13 protein-coding genes are annotated in these 18394 nt (G+C 66.0%); all 13 read right to left on the bottom strand.

Annotation, left to right across the window (positions count from 1 at the left end):
* Positions 1–23: 23 nt before the first annotated feature.
* The 13 genes from GM668_RS24245 to dpgA are packed head-to-tail and all read right to left on the bottom strand — an operon-like array spanning position 24 to position 18386.
* Positions 24–1040 (bottom strand): TauD/TfdA family dioxygenase, encoded by a 1017-nt coding sequence (locus tag GM668_RS24245; RefSeq protein ID WP_229499837.1) that lies wholly within the window; start codon positions 1038–1040, stop codon positions 24–26.
* A 9-nt stretch (positions 1041–1049) separates the two neighbouring features.
* Entirely contained in the window at positions 1050–2312 is a 1263-nt protein-coding gene (gene ccrA, locus GM668_RS24240; RefSeq protein ID WP_155441543.1) for a crotonyl-CoA carboxylase/reductase, read from the bottom strand.
* Between the two features lie 2 nt (positions 2313–2314).
* The gene (locus tag GM668_RS24235) at positions 2315–4612 is read right to left on the bottom strand and encodes a M28 family peptidase (protein ID WP_170305801.1); all 2298 of its coding nucleotides are present in this window, start codon (positions 4610–4612) and stop codon (positions 2315–2317) included.
* Between the two features lie 37 nt (positions 4613–4649).
* Positions 4650–6209: a hypothetical protein gene (locus GM668_RS24230; RefSeq protein WP_170305800.1), complete on the bottom strand. Its 1560-nt coding sequence runs from the start codon at positions 6207–6209 to the stop codon at positions 4650–4652.
* Positions 6202–7110 (bottom strand): ABC transporter ATP-binding protein, encoded by a 909-nt coding sequence (locus tag GM668_RS24225; RefSeq protein ID WP_155441540.1) that lies wholly within the window; start codon positions 7108–7110, stop codon positions 6202–6204. Before GM668_RS24225 ends, GM668_RS24230 begins: the two co-directional genes overlap by 8 nt.
* A 14-nt stretch (positions 7111–7124) precedes the next feature.
* Positions 7125–10202 (bottom strand): efflux RND transporter permease subunit, encoded by a 3078-nt coding sequence (locus GM668_RS24220; protein ID WP_155441539.1) that lies wholly within the window; start codon positions 10200–10202, stop codon positions 7125–7127.
* Between the two features lie 11 nt (positions 10203–10213).
* Positions 10214–11428 carry an efflux RND transporter periplasmic adaptor subunit gene (locus GM668_RS24215; protein ID WP_155441538.1) on the bottom strand — a complete coding sequence of 405 codons (1215 nt, stop codon included), beginning with the start codon at positions 11426–11428 and terminating at the stop codon, positions 10214–10216.
* Positions 11429–11452: 24 nt separating this feature from the next.
* Positions 11453–12862, bottom strand: coding sequence for an efflux transporter outer membrane subunit (locus tag GM668_RS24210; RefSeq protein ID WP_155441537.1), 1410 nt, complete (start codon positions 12860–12862; stop codon positions 11453–11455).
* Positions 12863–12907: 45 nt separating this feature from the next.
* On the bottom strand, positions 12908–13714 hold the full coding sequence (gene dpgD, locus GM668_RS24205) for an enoyl-CoA-hydratase DpgD (protein WP_211923449.1): 807 nt from the start codon (positions 13712–13714) through the stop codon (positions 12908–12910).
* A gap of 5 nt (positions 13715–13719) precedes the next feature.
* Positions 13720–15054, bottom strand: coding sequence for an aminotransferase-like domain-containing protein (locus tag GM668_RS24200; RefSeq protein WP_155441535.1), 1335 nt, complete (start codon positions 15052–15054; stop codon positions 13720–13722).
* A 15-nt stretch (positions 15055–15069) separates the two neighbouring features.
* A complete protein-coding gene (gene dpgC, locus GM668_RS24195; protein ID WP_155441534.1) occupies positions 15070–16422 on the bottom strand; it encodes a (3,5-dihydroxyphenyl)acetyl-CoA 1,2-dioxygenase DpgC in 1353 nt (450 codons plus the stop codon).
* Positions 16423–16444: 22 nt separating this feature from the next.
* The gene (gene dpgB, locus GM668_RS24190; RefSeq protein ID WP_155441533.1) at positions 16445–17164 is read right to left on the bottom strand and encodes an enoyl-CoA-hydratase DpgB; all 720 of its coding nucleotides are present in this window, start codon (positions 17162–17164) and stop codon (positions 16445–16447) included.
* Positions 17165–17213: 49 nt separating this feature from the next.
* Positions 17214–18386, bottom strand: coding sequence for a 3,5-dihydroxyphenylacetyl-CoA synthase DpgA (gene dpgA, locus GM668_RS24185; protein ID WP_211923448.1), 1173 nt, complete (start codon positions 18384–18386; stop codon positions 17214–17216).
* Between the last annotated feature and the right edge of the window lie 8 nt (positions 18387–18394).

The raw sequence follows: 18394 nt of genomic DNA, 5'->3' as shown, positions 1-18394 counted from the left end.
CCGCGGGAAGCCCTTTTTTCGTATCAAGTCTGCCCAAGCACCACGTGATGCTGCCGCGGGCCCTTGAACGGCCGGCGCGCATGCGACACCGCATAGTTATCCACCACCACCACGTCGCCCGGCTGCCACGCAAACGTGGCCGCCACGCGGATGTGTGCGCGCAGCACTTCCGCCACCCAGTCATCGGGAATCGTGCCGCCGTCGCCGAAGCACACGTCGCGCGGGAAGCCCTGGCCATCTTTCAGCATGCCTTGCAGCGCCTTGCGCACTTTCGGATCCAGCGCGGCAGGGTGGTGCAGCAGGATCTGGTTGAAGAACACGTCCTTGCCGCTGCCTGCATGGCGGATCACGGCCGGCCGCAGCGTTTCCGTGGACAGGCCGCCATCGGCACGCCAGATCACGTTGATCCCCTGCGATGCGCACAGCGCTTCCAGTTCTTCGCGCGACGACAGGTTGAAGTACTGTTGCCACGACACGTCCAGCCCGTCGATGAAATTGCGCTTGTACAGCAGGCCGCGCGTTGCGAACGCTTGCGCGATATGGCCAGGCAGCGCCTGCAGCACGGCAGCGGAATCGGCCAGCGGTGTTTCGCCATCGCACTCGGCGGCAATCGAACACTGGAAGAAGATGTTGCGGGGCGGCTGCGTCGTGTGCGAACCTTCGTTGTGGAACAGGATCGCGTTTTTCGCCGGGTACTTCGTCACGTTGAATACGCCGGACGTGCCATCGTCGGACGGCATCATCGGCAAGTCGCCATATTCATCGACCAGCGGCAAACCCAGTTCCTCGATGCACTTGCGGAAGTCGCCGGGATTGCCGATGCCCAGCCCCCGCACCAGCGCCCAGCCCCTCGCGCCCACCATGTCCAGCACCTGGCCCCTGTTCTTCGCCATCCATTGCGCCGCATCGCCCGGCGCGCACGCGGCGGCAATCAGGTGCGGGCCGGAACGGTCTGTCAAGTCCATCGCCAGCAAGTCGCGTTCTTCCTTGCTCATGTCCGGATAAGCCACGGGTGGCAGTTCGCCCAGGTTGCGTTCCATAATATTCACTCAAAACTCCTTGTTATCGATGTTGCGGCCCAGCCCCGGCGTGCGGGCGCCGATCAGGATGGCCATGTTGCCGTGCGGGTGTTTGTTTTCATACATCAGCTGGTGCGCATACGCGATTTCGTCGAACGAGAACGTACGTGACAGGCAAGGATCGACCTTGCCGGCTGCCACCAGCGCGTTGATGCCGGCCGCCTGTTCGTCGTTGGCGAAGTGCGAACCCTGCAAACGCTTCTGGCGCATCCACAGGTAGCGCACGTCCACGGTGGCGTTGTAGCCGGACGTGCCGGCGCACGTGACCACCATGCCCCCCGTATCGCAGGCAAACAGCGAAGTGGGCAAGGTCTGCTCGCCCGGATGCTCGAACACGATCGTGGGCGAACGCTTTTCACCAAGGATGTCCCAGATCGCCTTGCCGAACGCGCGCGCACCTTCGGACCATTTGTCGAATTTTTCCGTGTCGGTCCAGTGCGGCAGCATGCCCCAGTGGCTGAAATCCTGGCGGTTGATGCAGCCGACCGCGCCCAGCTCCATGCAATAGTCAAACTTGTCGCGGCTTGATACGACAGCGATCGGTTTGGCCCCCGCCGCGCGGCAAATCTGGATCGCCATCGAACCCAGGCCGCCCGCGCCGCCCCATACCAGCACAGGATCGCCTTCGCGCACGACGTTGGGCGCAAAGCCGTACAGCATGCGGTACGCCGTGGCGCCCACCAGCATGTAAGCGGCCGACTGTTCCCACGTCAGCTGCTGCGGACGGGGCAGGCACTGGTGCGCCTGGACCTTGGTGAACTGCGCAAAGCTGCCCCAGTTGCGGTCATAGCCCCAGATGCGGAACGATGGCGAAAACATGGGATCGACGCCGCTTTTCACGCGTTCGCAATTGGCGTCCCACGTGCCGCAGTGGATCACCACTTCGTCGCCCACTTTCGGGTACGTGACGTTGGCGCCCACCTTGTAGACGATACCTGCCGCATCGCTGCCGCCGATGTGGAAGTCTTCCGGATGGCCCGCTTTCTGGTGCAGGCCGATCACATCGACAGGGATGCCTTGCGCGGCCCAGATCATGTTGTAGTTGACGCCTGCCGCCATCACGTACACCAGCACTTCATCGTCGCCGATTTCCGGCACCGGTACGGCTTCCACACGCATGCCGGTGCGCGGCTCGCCAAAGCGTTCGCGCCGTGCAGTGCACGCATACATGCGGGCCGGTACCTCTCCCAGCGGTGGCGCTTCCCCAATCGGATATATGTCTCGTTTCATCATTTTTATTTGAACTCCATCACTTGAATAGCCCGGACCGTATCTGCACTGGTTCCATACATGCCGGGGACGAGAGCCGCTGAACGCGACGCTGCCTCAGCGGCGGGCAAGCCATATGCCTCGTCGCTGAGCCTTACCTGAAAAGCCTTGCCAGTCTTGACTTGCACTGCCAGTTCCAGCCACTCGCCGCCCATGCCATAGGCTTCGAGCACCCAGCGGGGGCCGGATTCCAGCGTCATTTCCTTGCCTTGCACTTGCGCGCCCGTGACGGGCGTGCCTTCCACCTTGACGGTCAGCGCCGGCGCATTGCGCACACTGCGCACCCGCATCGCGATGCTGCGCATGGAGCCGATGGTGACGTCATCCAGCACTTCGATTTGCGGCGGCGTCAGGCCGGGCAGCACGGGCGCGGAAGCGGCCCAGTACAGGCGCGGCGTGCCGCCAAAGATTTCCGGCACCTTGCGGGGCGTGACATCTTTCGGGAAGTATTTCGCATTCCACTTGTCCAGTTCTTCGTCGCGTGAAATCCAGAACGCCTGGCCGGACGTGCCGTTGTACGCGTAAAACAGGTTGGTGGGCTGTGGCTGGGCGTTGTCGAACTGGCCAAAGGCCATGCCTGCCGCGATGGCGGCAATGCCGGTGGCCAGGCCGGTCCATGGCAGCAGCGCGCGGCTATTCAGCAATGCCAGCAGCGGCGTCATGACGCCCAGCACCAGTACCAGCACCAGGCCGGTAATAAAGAACAGTTGCGGACCCAGGCCGTTGAACACCATGCGCACGACCGGGGCGGCCAGCACCACTGCCGGCGAAAGGCCCAGCAGCAGCAGGCATGCGCGGACACTGGTCTTCATGCGCAGGCCGCGCTGCGTGAACAGCAGCACCAGCACGCCAAACAGCGGCAACAGGGACCACGTCAACAGGAACGTGGCGCCCGGCGCCGCCAGTGACGCCACCGCTTGCAGGAAGACCCAGAGCAGCATGGCGCCGAGGCCGAATTCCGTCACGCTGAGCCAGCGTTCCCAGCGCGGCAGCAGGGCCGTGAAGGCCGCCGCCACCAGAGCGGCAAAGCCCAGCAGATACCACTGGCTGTGGTACGGCGTGTCGAGCAGGTTGACTTCCGGGTTGACGATGCCGATCGCCATCCACGCCAGCTGCGACGCCAGCGCCAGCAGCACCGCCGTGGCGAGGAAGGCAAATGCGCCGCCGATGACGCGGCGGGTGCGGGCCTGACCGGCACGCACCGCCATGACGGTGACGCCCATGAACAGCGCCATCGTGGCCGCCGCCAGTATCGCCGCGGCGCTGGCCGGATAGTGCACGAGGCCCAAGCCGGGCAGGTTGAAGTACACGCGGTTGGGCGCTTCAACGGCCGTCAGCTCCGCCGTGCCGTAATGGCGCGTCAGCGACAGCAGGATCTCGCCCAGCTGCTGCAGGCTGGCCGGGTTGACGGCCTCGATGCGGTCGGTCTGCATGTGGTAGCTGTGCGACTGTTCTATGGCCGCGAAATTCATGCCGCGCAGCTTGCGCTGCTTGTACGACGTCATGTCCGTATCGTTCGGCATCAATTGGTAGACTTCGTACAGCAGCGAATTGGCGACCGGGTTGCCGGACGACCGCGCCAGCGCAGCAATCATCTTGCCGTTGCCGCCGCTGGTTTCAAACATCAGCATCGGGCCGCTGCTGCCACGGAAATCAAAGTTCAGCGCCAGCGCCACGTCGTTGGCCCACGGGTGGCTGTTGGCAAAGACGTCGGAGCCCAGCAAGCCCGCTTCTTCGCCATCCGTGAACAGGATGATCACGTCATTGCGCAAGGCAGGGCCGGTTTTCAGTGCGCGCACGGTTTCCAGGATGGCGGCCACGGAAGCGCCATTGTCGGCCGCACCGGGGCTGTTCGGCACGGAATCGTAGTGGGCCGACAGCAGGATCGCCTTGCCCGGCTGTGTGCCACGCAGGCGCGCCACCACGTTGTGCACCTGGCCCACGACGCCCCAAGGGCGGGAGCTTTGGCGTCCGGTCCCGCTCTGGACTTCCGGCTGCAGCCCCAGTTTCACCAGCTCACCCATCAGGTAAGCGCGCACTTCCGCGTTTTCCGTCGTGCCGGTCGGATGGGGCTTGGCCGCAATGTGCGCCAGCGCTGCCTGCGCGCGTGCCGATGAAAACTGGCTGGCTGGCGCATTGGCGGCAGCCGGCGCCGGCAAGCGCTCCGGCGTAAAGCCCAGCAGCACCAGTCCCACCAAAGCAATGACGATGCAGATCGCCAGTGGAATGCCTACAGCGCCACGGACGGTTGGTTGTTTGGACATGCAGTCAACTTCCTTCGTTTGAATCATATGAACTTCATCACGCATGCCGACCTCCTGGCCAGGTGCGCCACAGGATCAGCGCGGACAAGGGCAGCAGCGCCACGTGTACGGCGCCGGTCAGGGCAGGGGACGCGGCCACGTTCAGCGCGGGCGCGCCATCGATGGCCAGGTAAGCCAGCGCGCACACCAGCAATTCAAAGGCATGGGCGCTGCGCGTCAGTGCGCCCAGCGCCAGGCCCCAGCTGGCCAGCGACAGGATCACGGCCAGCGCCGCCAGCGCCAGCGGCGCATTGCCGATGCCGAAGCGCACCAGCAACGGCAAGCCGCACAGCACGCCCACCAGCACCAGCATCAGCCAGCGCGCGCACCCCACGCGGCGCGCGGCGCCGCTGGCGCCAAACACGACGGCGCCCATGCCTTGGCCGTGTTCGCGCAAACCGGAACGGGCAAACAAGTCCAGCGACAGCACCCACGCCGCCACCAGCGCCAGCGCGGCCACGCCGGGCTTGGCCAGCAATTGCACGGCCCATGCCGCCATCAGTGACAGCCACCACCACAGGCGGCGCTGGCGCAGCGCCAGTTGCAGTTCCAGCGCCAGCACATTGCCAAACGCCGTGCCGCGCAGCGGCTGCAGCAAACGGTCCAGCCAGCGCAGGCTGTAACCGGCGCCCGTTGCCGAGCCGCGCGCGGGCGGGCCTGCCTGGGCCGCCGCCCAGTCCAGCAGCGACGCCATCAGCACGACGGCGCCCAGCGCAACACCCAGCCACGTGGCGCGCCCGGCTGCCTCGCGGGCAGTGGGCTGCCAGCCATGCCAGTCCAGCATGCGGGGCTGTTTATTGGCCATGCCGCAAGCCAGGCAAAAGCCCGGCGCCGCATCGACTGCATACTGGCGGGCCAGCCGTTCATGCGCGGTGCGGTCAAACACGCTGACACCGAACGGATCGCCCGGCCAGCGCGTGCCGGCACGCTGCTGCTCGCTCTGCAAACCCTGCTGCGTGACGGCCAGCGTGGCGACCCACAGCACGAGGAACAGCGCATTGCCGGCAGTGCGGCGCAGCCATGGCAGCAAATCAAACAGCAGCGCGCACATGGCTGTCAGCGACAGCAGCGGCAAGGCCAGTAACAGCAGCGGCTTGGCCAGTTCGATCAGGTCGATGGCCCGGTCTTCGCTACGCACCAGCTGTGCCGCCAGTCCCGCCACCGTGGCGCCGGCCAGCACGATCAGCAACACCAGCAGGTTGCCGCACCACTTGCCCAGCAAATACACGGCGCGCGGCATCGGCGTGGCCGCCAGCAATTGCCACACGCGGGTATCGATGTCGCGCGCCAGGCTGCCGCGCACGGCGTAAAAGCCCAGCAAAGACAGCCAGATGCACAGCATGGCCAGCGCCATGCCGATCCACGCGCTGCCGTACTGGCCACGGTAGATACCGCCCACGCCGAGGATCATGTAAGTGGACGACGCGGGCGGGAAGCAAAACCACGCGGCGCCGGACAGCACGGCCAGCAGCGCCCACACGCGGGGCGCGCGCAACCGCTGCAGCACGTCCGCCCGCAACAGGGCGGTCAATCGTTGTATGCCTTCCATGTCAGCCACGGCCTCCCTGGCGGGACAGCAGCCACACGTAGGCGTCTTCCAGCGTGGGCTCGGCTGCAACGGCGTCCGGCGACGGGGCCGTGGCGGCAACGATGCGCACCTGTACGCCGCCGGGACGCAGCAGCGACGCGGAAACCCGGTGCGCTGTGCGCACGGCCGAAAGGTCAGTAGCAGGAATCGTCCATTGCCACACCTTGCCCACCGCCTGCGACAGCAGCGCCTGCGGCGTGTCATGGAACAGCAGCCTGCCTTGTTCCATGACAGCCAACGCCGTGGCGCTGGCTTCCAGGTCCGACACGATATGGGTTGACAGCAGCACCAGCCGCTGCCCCGCCAGGTCCGTCAGCAGGTTGCGGAAGCGCTGGCGCTCGTCCGGATCCAGCCCCACGGTGGGTTCATCGACGATCAGCAATTGCGGATCATTGAGCAGCGCCTGCGCAATGCCGACGCGCTGGCGCATGCCGCCCGAGCAGTCGGCCAGCCGCTTGTCCGCCGCGCCTTCCAGTCCCACCAGTTCCAGGCAATGCTGGACCCGCTGCGCCGTGGCGGCATGCGGCAAGCCTTTGACGGCGGCCAGGTAGTGCAGGAATTCCCGGGCGGTCAATGCCGGATACGTGCCGAATTCCTGCGGCAGGTAGCCCAGGCTGCGCCGCAGCGCATCCGGTTCGCGCACGCAATCGGCGCCGTTCCATACGATGGCGCCCTCGGTGGGGCGCGTCAGCGTGGCCAGCATGCGCATCAGCGTGGACTTGCCGGCGCCGTTCGGACCCAGCACGCCGAGGATGCCGGCGCGCTGCGTCAGCGTGAATCCCTGCACGGCCTGGTGGCCGTTGCGGTAGCGGAATCCCACGTTTTCCATGTGCAGGGTCGGGGCGCCCAGTTCCACTGTTGAATGTTTCATGGCGAATCCTTGCTTCAAATGGTTTCCGCAGGCTCGCGCGCAATGGCGCCATCCGCGTGGTGGGGAGCGGCAGGCGCGGGGCGGCGCTGCCATTTGGCGCGGGCCTTCAGCACCCAGTCATCCACATACGTGAACACGACAGGCACCACCAGCAGGCTCAATACGGTGGACGTGATCAAGCCGCCAATGACGGCAATGGCCATCGGCGAGCGCAGGCTCGGGTCGGCGCCCCAGCCCAGCGCGACCGGCAGCATGCCGGCCGCCATGGCCACGCTGGTCATGACGATAGGCTGCACGCGCTTGTGGCATGCTTCCACCAGCGCCGTCACGCGGTCCTTGCCATGCAGGCGGCGTGCGCGCATCGCATAGTCCACCAGCAGGATGGAGTTTTTCACGGCGATCCCCATCAGCATCAATAAGCCCAGCAGCGATGGCAGCGACAGCGAGCTGCGCGTCACCAGCAGCGCGGCAAAGGCGCCGCCGATCGACAGCGGCAGCGCCGACATGACGGTCACGGGCTGCATGAAGCCGCGGAACAGCAGCACCAGCACCATGTAGACGCAGATAATCCCCGTCAGCATGGCCATGCCGAAATTGGAAAACAGTTCTTTCTGCATTTCGCGGTCGCCCTGGCTGCGCTTGACGCCGGGCGGCAGCTGTTTCAGGCTGGCCAGTTCATCGACTTTTTCCTCGACTTCGTTCAAGTCCGCGCCATTCAATTCCACGTGGATCACGACGCGGCCGATGCGGTCGCGGCGGTCAATGCGGGCCACGCCGCTGTCGATGCGCACGTCCGCCACGGAACTCAGCGGCACGTTGCCGCTCTTGCCCGGCACCGTCAGGCGCTGCAGCAAGTCCAGGTCCTGGCGCGCGGATTCCGGCAGGCGCACGCGGATCGGCACCTGGCGTTCCGGCAGGTTCAGTTTCGACAAGTCCTGGTCATAGTCGCCGGACGTGGCCACGCGCAGCGTGTCGCCAATCGCTGCGGCCGACACGCCCAGGTCAGCGGCCTTGGCCGGATCGGGACGCACGATCACTTCCGGACGCAGGACGCTGACGTCGGAATAAATGCTGCCCAGGCCGGGAATCGTGCGGATTTCGCGCTGGATCGCCTGTGCGGCGGCTTTCAGCGCTTCCGCATCGTCGCCTTCCAGCGAGACTGTCAATTCTTCCGCCGCTTCGTCGGCGCTGCCCACGGTGGTGCGCACGCCGGGCAATTCCGCCAGTTGCGCGCGCAAGTCGCGGTTGATGTCGATCTGCTTGCGGCCGCGTTCCTGGCGCGGCTTCAGGCTGACCGTCAAGGTGGCGCGCTGGACGTCCGCGCCGCCGATGGCGCTGTACACCTGGACCACGTCCTTGTCGCGCACCAGCAGGGCGCGCGCATGTTCCGCCGCCTGCCGCGTTTCTTCCAAGGTGGAGCCGGGCGCCAGTTCCAGCGTGACTTGCGTCTGCGTGCCGTTTACCGGCGGGAAAAACGCCGTGGACAGGAACGGAATCAGCGCCAAGGAAGCCACGAAGAACGCTGCAGCCATGGCCAGCGTGCGGGAACGGTTGCGCAGGCACCATGCGACGGCCGCCAGATAGCGCGCCATCAGCGGGTGTTCCCGGCCAGCGTGCGGGGCGGGCTTCAGCAGGTAAGCCGCCATCATCGGCGTCACCATGCGGGCCACGATCAGCGACGCGCCCACGGCAACAGATGCGGTCCAGCCGAACTGCCTGAAGTACTGGCCCACGACGCCGCCCATGAAGGCGGTCGGCAGGAACACGGCAATCAGGGTGGCCGTGGTGGCGACGACGGCCAGTCCGATTTCATCGGCCGCATCGAGCGCCGCCTGCAGCGGCGTTTTTCCCATGCGCAGGTGGCGCATGATGTTTTCAATTTCCACGATGGCGTCATCGACGAGGATGCCCACCACCAGCGCCAGCGCCAGCAGGGTAATCAGGTTCAGCGAAAAACCCAGCCAGTGCATGACCATGAAGGTGGGGATGACGGACAGTGGCAGCGCCAGCGCCGATACCAGCGTGGCGCGCCAGTCGCGCAGGAAGAACCAGACGACAACCACCGTCAGCAGCGCGCCTTCGTACAGCAGCGACATCGAGCCGGCATAGTTGTCGCGCACCGTGTCAACGCCGTTGAATGCTTCGCGCAGCGTCACGTGCGGCTCGCTGGCGGCCAGTTCCGCCACGGCGCTGCGCACGGCCTTGGCCACTTCGATTTCACTGGCGCCACGGTTACGCGTGATGGTGAAGCCGATCACGGGCTTGCCATCGAGCAGTGTGATGGCGCGGCGCTCCGCATGCGTATCGAGCACGCGCGCCACCTGGTCCAGGCGGATCTTGCGGCCGTCCGGCAGCGCCATGCTAAGCGCCGCGATTTCTTCCACGCTGCGCACGGTGCCGATGGTGCGCACGGATTGCTGCACGCCGCTGATGCTGGCCATGCCGCCTGACGCTTCCTGCTGCACCCGCTGCAGCTGGCGCGAGATGTCGGCGGCCGACACGTTGAACGATGCGAGGCGGGCCGGGTCCAGTTCCACCAGTATTTCGCGGGTGACGCCGCCGACACGGGCGACACGCCCCACGCCAGGCACCAGCAGCAGCGCCTTGCTGAACTTACTGTCGATCAGCCAGGACAGCGCCGCTTCATCGCGGTTGGCGGAACTGACGGTGTACGTCAGCACCGGCTGGTCCGCGAGGTCCAGGCGGGTGATGACGGGATCGCGCAAGTCTGCCGGCAAATCGCTGCGCACGCGGCCTACCGCATCGCGCACGTCGGCCATGGCTTCGGCCACGTCTTTCTCCAGGCGGAATTGCACGGACGTCTCCACCATGCCATCGCTGATGGTGGTGTAGATGTGGCGCACCTGGGAAATCGACGCCAGCGAATTTTCAATTTTGCGTGCGACGTCGGACTCCAGCTGCGGCGGCGATGCGCCGGGCAGCGCGCTGCGGACAAACACGACAGGGAAGTCCAGGTCCGGCGAATCCTGCACTTTCATGGCGCGAAAGCCAAACAGGCCGGCGATAGTCAGCAGGATAAACAGCAGGATCGCAGGGATCGGATGCCGGATCGAATAAGCGGAAACATTCATGCCGGTATCCTTCACTTCAGCGCCACTTTGGCCGGACCGCCATGGGGAACGCTGGCTGCGCTGGCGGTTTTAGCTGCCTTATCGGCTGCCTTGTCCGGTGCTTTGGGAACGGCCGGCGGCGTGACCTTGACGATATCGCCATCGGCCAGGAAGCCCGCGCCCTGGTCCACGATGTACGTACCGGCCTTGACGCCTTCGACCACTTCGATGCGCTGCTGCACGCGGCGGCCCGGCGTCACGCGCGTCTGCACGACACGGTCGTCGGCGCCAATGGTAAATACGTAGGCGGCGCCGTCGCGCATTTGCAAGGCGCCGTGCGGCACTGTCAATGCGGCTTTGCTGCCCAGTTCCAGCGTCCCAGTCAGGAACATGCCGGGACGCAGCTTGGTGGTATCGGGAATATCGACATATACGGTGGCGCTGCGGGTGGCGGCATCGACGACGGGGCCCAGCATGCGCACCTTGCCTGCCACGCTGCTGCCATCGGTGGCGGCCAGTTGCACGGCCTGCCCGGGTTTCACGCGCAGCAGGTCGGCCGCAGGCACTTCCGCGCGCCATTCCAGGCGGTTTTGGCGGATAAACTTGAACAATTCCTGGCCTTGCTGGGCCACGGCGCCCAGGGTGGCGCTGCGGGCCGTGATGACGCCATCGTCCGGCGCGACGACTTGCGTCTGGCGCAAGCGGATTTGTTCATTGCGCAGGCGCGCTTCGGCAGACGCCAGGCGGGCCTTGGCCGTGCGTTCCGCGATCAGGTATTGCACGCGCTGCTGCGCCGACATGGCGCCGCTGTTGTCCAGTTCACGGGCACGGTCCGCGTTGGATTTGGCTTCTTCCATGGCGGCGCGCGCTTCTTCGCGCGCGGCTTCCTGCAACGCCACGTCGGCCGCCACGCTGTCGCTCGTGAAGCGCGCCAGGACCTGTCCCTTGCGCACACTATCGCCCACGTTGACGTTGACTTCGGCCAGGCGCTGGCCGCCCAGTTCACTGCCGATCACGGCTTCCTGCCATGGCGCCACGGCGCCGTTGGCGGTCAAGGTCAATGGCCAGTCGTGCTGCTGCGGCTTGACGGCGCTGACCGTCATCACAGGGCGCTGCCTGGCGGCCGCCGGCTTGACATCCTTGCTGCCGCTGTTTTCCGGCTCGCCCGAGCCGGCCACCACGATACCAATGCAGCACAGGGCCGCCAGCACGGCCAGCGTCGTTTGTTTTAGCGTCAATTTCTTCATTTCCTGCGTCTTCCCTATGTTGAATTAGCTGCGCGGGGTGGCCGTCCAGCCGCCGCCCAATGCCTTGTACAAGGCGATCCATGCCGTGACCCGCTCGCGCTGCACGCCGATCAGGTTCTGGCGCGCCGACAGTGCGCTGCGGCGCGCATCTTCCAGCTCGAACATGCTGCCGGTGCCGGCCCGCAGCCGGTCATTGCTTAATTCGAAATAGCGCTCGTAATCGCGCGCCGCTGCCTGCGCGTCGTCCTGGCGCCGCGCGGCGGAATCGAGACGCACCAGCGCTTCTTCGATTTCGCGCACGGCGCCCTGCACGCGCTGCCGGTAGACGGCATAGGCTTCGTCATAGCGCGCCTGCGCCACGTGCACGTCGGCGCGGCGCCGGCCCGCATCGAACAGCGGCAAGGTCAGGGCCGGGGCGAACGACCACGTGCTGTCGCTGTTGCTGGCGCCGGACAGGCGCAGGCCCGCGATACCGACGTTGCCCGTCAAGGTGAGGCGGGGATAGCGGGCCGCTTCCGCCACGTTGATGTCGGCGCTGGCTGCCGCCAGTTCGCGTTCTGCCGCTTCCACGTCGGGGCGCTGCTGCAGCGCCTGCGCCGGCACGCTTTGCACGGCAATGGCGCGTGGCTGGGGCAGGGCGGCGCTGGCGCCCAGTTTTGCGCGCAGATCCTGTTCCGCGATGCCCGTCAAGGTCACCAGCGCCTTGATGTTCAAGTCGCAATTGGCTTGCTGCGCCACCAGGCGCTGGCGCGCATCCGCCGCCGACGCATTGATCAAGGTGGAGTCCGCAGCGGACATGAAGCCGGCCTTCACCTTGCGCTCCGTCAGCTGCAGCGTTTGCATGCGCGAACCCAGGTCTTGCTCCAGCGTTTGCGCCGTGGCCACGCAGGCGCGGTAATCGACGAGGGTGGAACCGACTTCGGCCGCCAGCGACACGCGCGCCGCGTGCCAGTCGGCCGTGCGGGCGGCCAGCCGCGCTTCCGCCGCATCGGCGGCCTTGCGCTTGGCGCCAAACAAATCCAGTTCCCAGCTGGCGTCCAGGCCCCGCAGGCTGGTGGTGGTGATGACAGGCACGCCGTCGGCGCCTGTGGTTTTGCTGCGGTTGCCGCTGACACCCGCATTCAGTTCAGGAAAGCGGGCCCCTTGCGCGCTGCCCGCGCTGCCGCGCGCCTGCTCGATGCGGGCCAGCGCCTGCGCCAGCGTGGGGTTGGTGGCTTGCGCCGCATCCACCAGCTGCGCCACCAGCGGATCATCGAACTGGCGCCACCAGTCGCGCAAATCCGCCGCGCGCTGGTCTGCCTGCGGCAAACTGGCGTGGAAACTGGCGGGCGCTTCGGCGGCGGGCGGCGCATAGTGCGGACCCACGGCGCACGCCTGCATCAGGCTTGCGGCGGCCAGCATGCCAAGCGCATTGACTACCTTCCTATACTGCATAAACCACTCCTCACTCTCTTGGTATTCTGATATCACTGACACTGCTCAGCGTCCGCTCCACCGGGGCGGGCGCTTTTCTGCAAAGGCAGCGGGACCTTCGCGGCAATCGTCGCTGGCCCGGCGCGCGTCTTCGCAGCTGTAGCGGGCGGAAAACGCCTGTTCCAGCGGCAAGTGCGCCGACTGCGCGGCGACTTGCTTGATGGCGCGCACGGCCAGCGGCGCGCTGCGCAGGATGTCTTGCACCCAGCCGTCCACGCAGGCGTCCAGCTGGTCCGCAGGCACCACGTCGTTGACGAGGCCAAACTGCAGCGCGCGCGCCGCCGTCATGCGGCGGCCCGTCATCAGGTAGCCCATGGCGGCCTTGAACGGCATTTGCCGCGTCAGGCGAAATACGCCGCCGGCGCCGGCAATCAAGCCCAGGCCCGCTTCCGGCAGCGCGAATTGCGCATGCTCGGCCGCCACCACGATGTCGCACGCCAGCGCCAGTTCAAAGCCGCCGCCCAGCGCATAGCCATTGACCCGCGCGATGACGGGTTTGGCCATGTCAAACCGTTCCGTCAGGCGCGGCCAGCCAGGCAAGCCTTTGCTGCCGAAACTCGAGGCGGATGCGCCGTTGCGGTTGCGCGCCGCCAGTTCCTTCAAGTCCTGGCCCACGCTGAAGGCGCGTTCGCCGGCGCCCGTCAGCACGGCCAGCCACAGGGAGTCGTCGCGTTCAAAGTCATCCCAGATTTCCGCCAGTTCCCCGTGCATGCGCAAATTCATTGCGTTCAGCACGTGCGGGCGCGACAGCGTGATGTACGCCACGCGGCCCCGCTTTTCATACTGCACGTGCGGCGCGTCGTCCCGTTCCATGGCGCTCATTGCACGGCCTTTCCGTCGAGGACGCGCGGATCGCACAGGAAGCGCGCCAGGCGCTTGACGCCTTCTTCAATTTGCTGCGGGTCCAGGTAGCTGCACGACAGCCGCAATTCATGGTCGCCGGCGCGGCCCAGGTGGAAAAAGCTCATCGGCGTCCACAGCACGCCATATTCGGCGGCGCAATACGCGAGCAGCGACGTATCGGCCACGGCCGGAATGCGCACGCGTACAAAGAAGCCGCCGGCCGGCCGGTTCCACGTGATGGCCGGGTGGTTGCCGCCGCCCAGGTGGCGTTCCAGCGCGTCCAGCAAATACGCGAGGTTGTTCCGGTACAGCGCAGCCTTGCCGTGGCTGAGGGCAGCAATGGAACCGCCGTGTTCCAGCAGCATGCCGCCCACGATGGCCTGGCAAATCGGCGACGTATTGACCGTCACCATGCTTTTCAGCGTCGCCAGTTCATCGGCCAGCAAGCCGGTCTTGCCATTGCCGAGGGCAATCCGCTGGTCCGCCACGGCAAAGCCGACACGGACGCCCGGCATGCAGGTTTTCGCGCACGTACCCAGGTAGACGACGCGCTGCGCACGGTCCAGCGCTTTCAGCGTCGGCAAGGCGCTGCCGGGAGCGGCGGTAAAGCCGTACGCGTTATCTTCCAGCAGCAGGAAGTCTTCCTGTGCGGCCAGCGCCAGCAGACGATGGCGTGCTTCGAGGCTGAGGATGGCGCCGGACGGGTTGGAAAAATCCGGCGCCACGTACAGCGCACGCACGTTGCCGCCATTGGCGCGCGCGTCGCGGCATGCCTGCTCGAGCGCCGCGAAATCGATGCCGTCCGCTGTCTCGTCGATGGCGATCATCGGCATGTCGAGCAGGCGCGCGGCGCCGGCGATACCGGCAAAGCACGGATTGACGACCGCCAGCGCATCGCCGCTGCCCGCGCACAGTGCGCGCAAGACCAGCAGCAGCGCTTCCTGGCAGCCCACCGTCACGACGATGGATTCAGGCGCAACGCTGATTTGCTCATCCTGGCGCAGCGCTTCCGCAATCAATTCATTGATGACGCCACGGGCCGGGCCATACTGGTACAGCAGCTTGTTGATTTGCGCGGGTGTGCGTCCCTTGGTTTCAGCCAGGTAGTCCGTGTAGCGCCGCAGGCACGCCGCCACGTCCAGCTCATCGAAGAAGCCCGCATACGGTGCGCCGGGCGCAAACGAAATGGCCCGGGGATAGCGGTCCATGATTTCGTTGAGGAAGCTGATCGAATCGAATACGGGATCGGCCAGCGCGCCATGCAGCGCGGCGCGGTCCAGCAATACCGGGAGTGCTTCATTTGCAGTCATGTTGAATCCTCCAGGCTATGCGCGGCGCACTTTGGCCAGCACGTCTTCGCTGTACAGGCGCTCGGCCTGTTCCAGCGCGAATTGCGCCATATAGCTGCGGAACAGTTCCGGCGGTTCTTCCGCCAGCGCCAGCATGCGGCGGTTGACGATGACGGCAGGGCTGTCCAGCGCCGCCGCGCGCGCTTCAATGGCGGCGTCCATGTGGCCCGGTTCCACTACTTCGTCAAACAGCAGCCGGCCATCTTCTTCCTTGGCCCAGATGCGGCGCCCGCCAAGGATGATCTGGCGTGCGATGCGCGCTCCCACCGCGCGGCCCAGCCGCAGGTTGCCCACGCCGGGCACGATGCCTTCCTGTGCTGCGGGCAGGCTGAAGAAACTGTCCGCGCCGCCAATCACGTGGTCGAACACCAGCAGCAGCTGGGCGCCGCCGCCAATGGCAAATGTGTCCACTGCCGCGATCCACGGTTTTTCCAGGGTGCGGCACAGGCCATCGGCGCCATCCACGCGGATGCCGCGCAAGATCTTGCTGATGTAGCCCATTTCCCGCTGCAGCAGGAAATCAACGTAGGAAATTTGGCCCTGATGCAGCTGTTTGAGGTTGATGCCCGCGCTGAAGACGCGGCGGCCCGCATATTTCGGGTGCGTCATGGCGCTGCCGCGCAGTACGCACACATGGGTGGCGTCGTCCAGCAATACCAGGTCGACTGCGGTTTCCATGTCCGCGATCAGCTGTTCATCTTCGGAATTCAGGCAATGCTCATTGTGCACGGTCACGTGCGCCGTCGTACCGCGCCGTTCGATGTGCAGCGTGTCCAGGCGCAGCTGGCCGTCGCGCTGGAATTGCGCCAGCAGGGCGGGCGCCTTGTCGCCGGGGCGCAGCATGGTGTCCAGCAAATGCGCGCCGCTGGCAGGGGAACCCAGGATGGCGGAAAAGAAAATGCCCTGGTCGATTTCACGGGCTTCCTTGGCGTCTTGCAGGCACGTGCGTTCCACGGCGATTTGCGCCTCGGAGGGAACCAGGCCGGGGAACGCCTGCGCCGCGCCATACGCAAGTTGCGGCAGGCGTACACGCCTGGTGTAATCTTCCGTCAGCGTACGGTACACGGCATCCGCATGGCGCTGCATGAAACGCGTACGCACCGAGCGCAGCGCCCCGTGGATGGCGCTGGCAGTCGCCTGCTGGCCGGCACTGCGATCCGGCTTCGCTGGCAATTCCGCCAGCAGTTGCTCGCCTTGTTCCGCGTAGCGCTGCAAAGCCTGTGCGTCGGCAGCCAGGCCGCCGTTGCCTGCCAGGATGGCGCCTGCGCCTGCCGCCCACTGCAGGGCGCTGGCGGCAAAGGCATCGGATGGGATGTGCTCAATGGTCATGTGCGCGGTTCCAGTTGGTCGGTCAGTTGCTGGCTTCGGCCTGCGCCTGTGCTGCTGCGCTGGCGTGCGCGCGGCGCAGCACCCGGTCGCATGCAGCCAGGTGGGCGCCCAGCGCATCGTCGTAATTCAGCGCAGGCGCTTCATTGAGCAGGCGGCGGCGCACGGACAAGTCTTCCGTGTACAGCGTGGCCAGCGACTTGACGAAGGTGGCCGTGGCGGCTTCCACGTCGTCGGCAATGGTGTCCACCATGCCCAGTTCCATCGCGCGGTCCGCCGCCATGTCCATCCCAAACAGCACCAGCTGGCGGCCTGCCGCCGCGCCGATCTGGCCGGCAATGCGGTGCAGTGTCATGGAAGGCAGGATGTCCTGGCCGCTCATCAGCGACAGGTGCACGTCGCCGGCCGCAATGCGGTAGTCGGTGGTCAGCAGCACCGCCGTGCCCAGGCCGCCGCAGCGTCCTTCAACGGTGGCAATGGTGGCGGCGCGCAGGCGCTCCAGGCGGCGCAGCGCGCGCTCCCAGTGGTTCACCAGGTGCACGTCGATGGCTTCAGCCGGTTCGCCGCCGGCCGTGGCGGGTTTCAGCTGCACCAGCAGGACCGCGCCGGCGCCGGCGTCTTCGACGCTGTCGCACGCGCTGTTAATGCTGGCAATCAGGGATTTCGACAGCACATCGGCCAGGTGCAGTTCCAGGCGCACGATGGTGCGGTCGTCTTGCTGGGTAATGGAATTGAAAGTAAACACGTGAGTTCCTTTTTATAAAAGTAAGAGCGTTCCCGGGGTGTGGCTGGGATCACCAGCGCAGCAGGGCGGTTTCAATCGTCGTGCCCGGGCCCATGGTCATCATCACGCCGTAATCGCCCGGCTGGACGGCCCCTTCATCCAGCAGGCGTTCATAAGAAAACAGGAAGGAACCGGACGACATGTTCCCGTAGTCGTGCAGCACGCTGATCGTGTGCCGCACATCGTGCGCGCTCAGGCCCAGGTTGACCTTGACGGAATCGATGACTTTCTTGCCGCCCGAGTGCACGATCCAGTGCGCGATATCGCTGCGGCGCAGGCCCGCGCCCCGCAGCAACTGGTCGATAATGTCTTCCGCATTGGCGCCCACCACGTACGGCACGTCTTGTGCGAGGAAAAAGTTGAATTTGCCGTGCTGTTCATCCCATGCGAACTTCATTGCATCAATGGCTTCCGGCACCACGCGGCTGTTAAACGCCAGCACGGTGGGCGGCGGCAGGGCGCCGCTGTCGCCGGCAGCCGCTGCGGCAGTCACTGTGGCAGGTAAGGCGCCATTGGCCGGGGCGGACATCACGGCCAGCGCAGCGGCGCCATCGGCAAACAGGCTGTTGACGACGGCCGTCTGCATGGTGCCGTCGAACACGTAAGCCGCCGAGCAGATTTCCGCGCACACCATCACGGCCAGCTTGCCGGGATTGGCCTGGGCCCACGACACGACCGTGTTCATGCCGTTCAGGCCCGCGTGGCAGCCCATGCCGACGATGTCCGTGCGGCTGCAATCACGCCGCAAGCCCAGTTCCTTGCACAGCAGTGCGCTGAGCCCCGGCGTCAGCAGGCCCGTGGTGGTGACGCAGCACAGATAGCGCACGTCGTCCAGCGTGGCGCCGGCCCGTTCGACGGCTTTGCGCAGCGCGGCAGCGCCGATTTCCACGGCGTATTTGCTGTGTTTTTCCAGCAGTTCGCCCTGGGTTTCGTTGGCGCGCACGCCGTCTTCGCCTTCAGGCGGCAGCGTCAGGTGGCGGCGGCCGATGGCGCTGTTCATGAACATCAGCCGCACACGCCGGTCTTCGATGTTGAATGCGTCCAGTACTTCTTTTTGCGAGTACGCGGTTTTCGGCGTGGCAGTGCCCACGCCGACGATCTGGGCCCGGTTGCTGACCACAATGGCAGCGGGGCGGCGCAGGCCCGCGTGGGCGCCGGCGCTTGATTCAAGTGTCATGGTCATAGTGGTTT

The organism is Pseudoduganella ginsengisoli (assembly GCF_009720865.1).
GTDB lineage: Bacteria > Pseudomonadota > Gammaproteobacteria > Burkholderiales > Burkholderiaceae_D > Rugamonas > Rugamonas ginsengisoli.
This window is presented reverse-complemented; position numbering and strand designations above follow the sequence as displayed.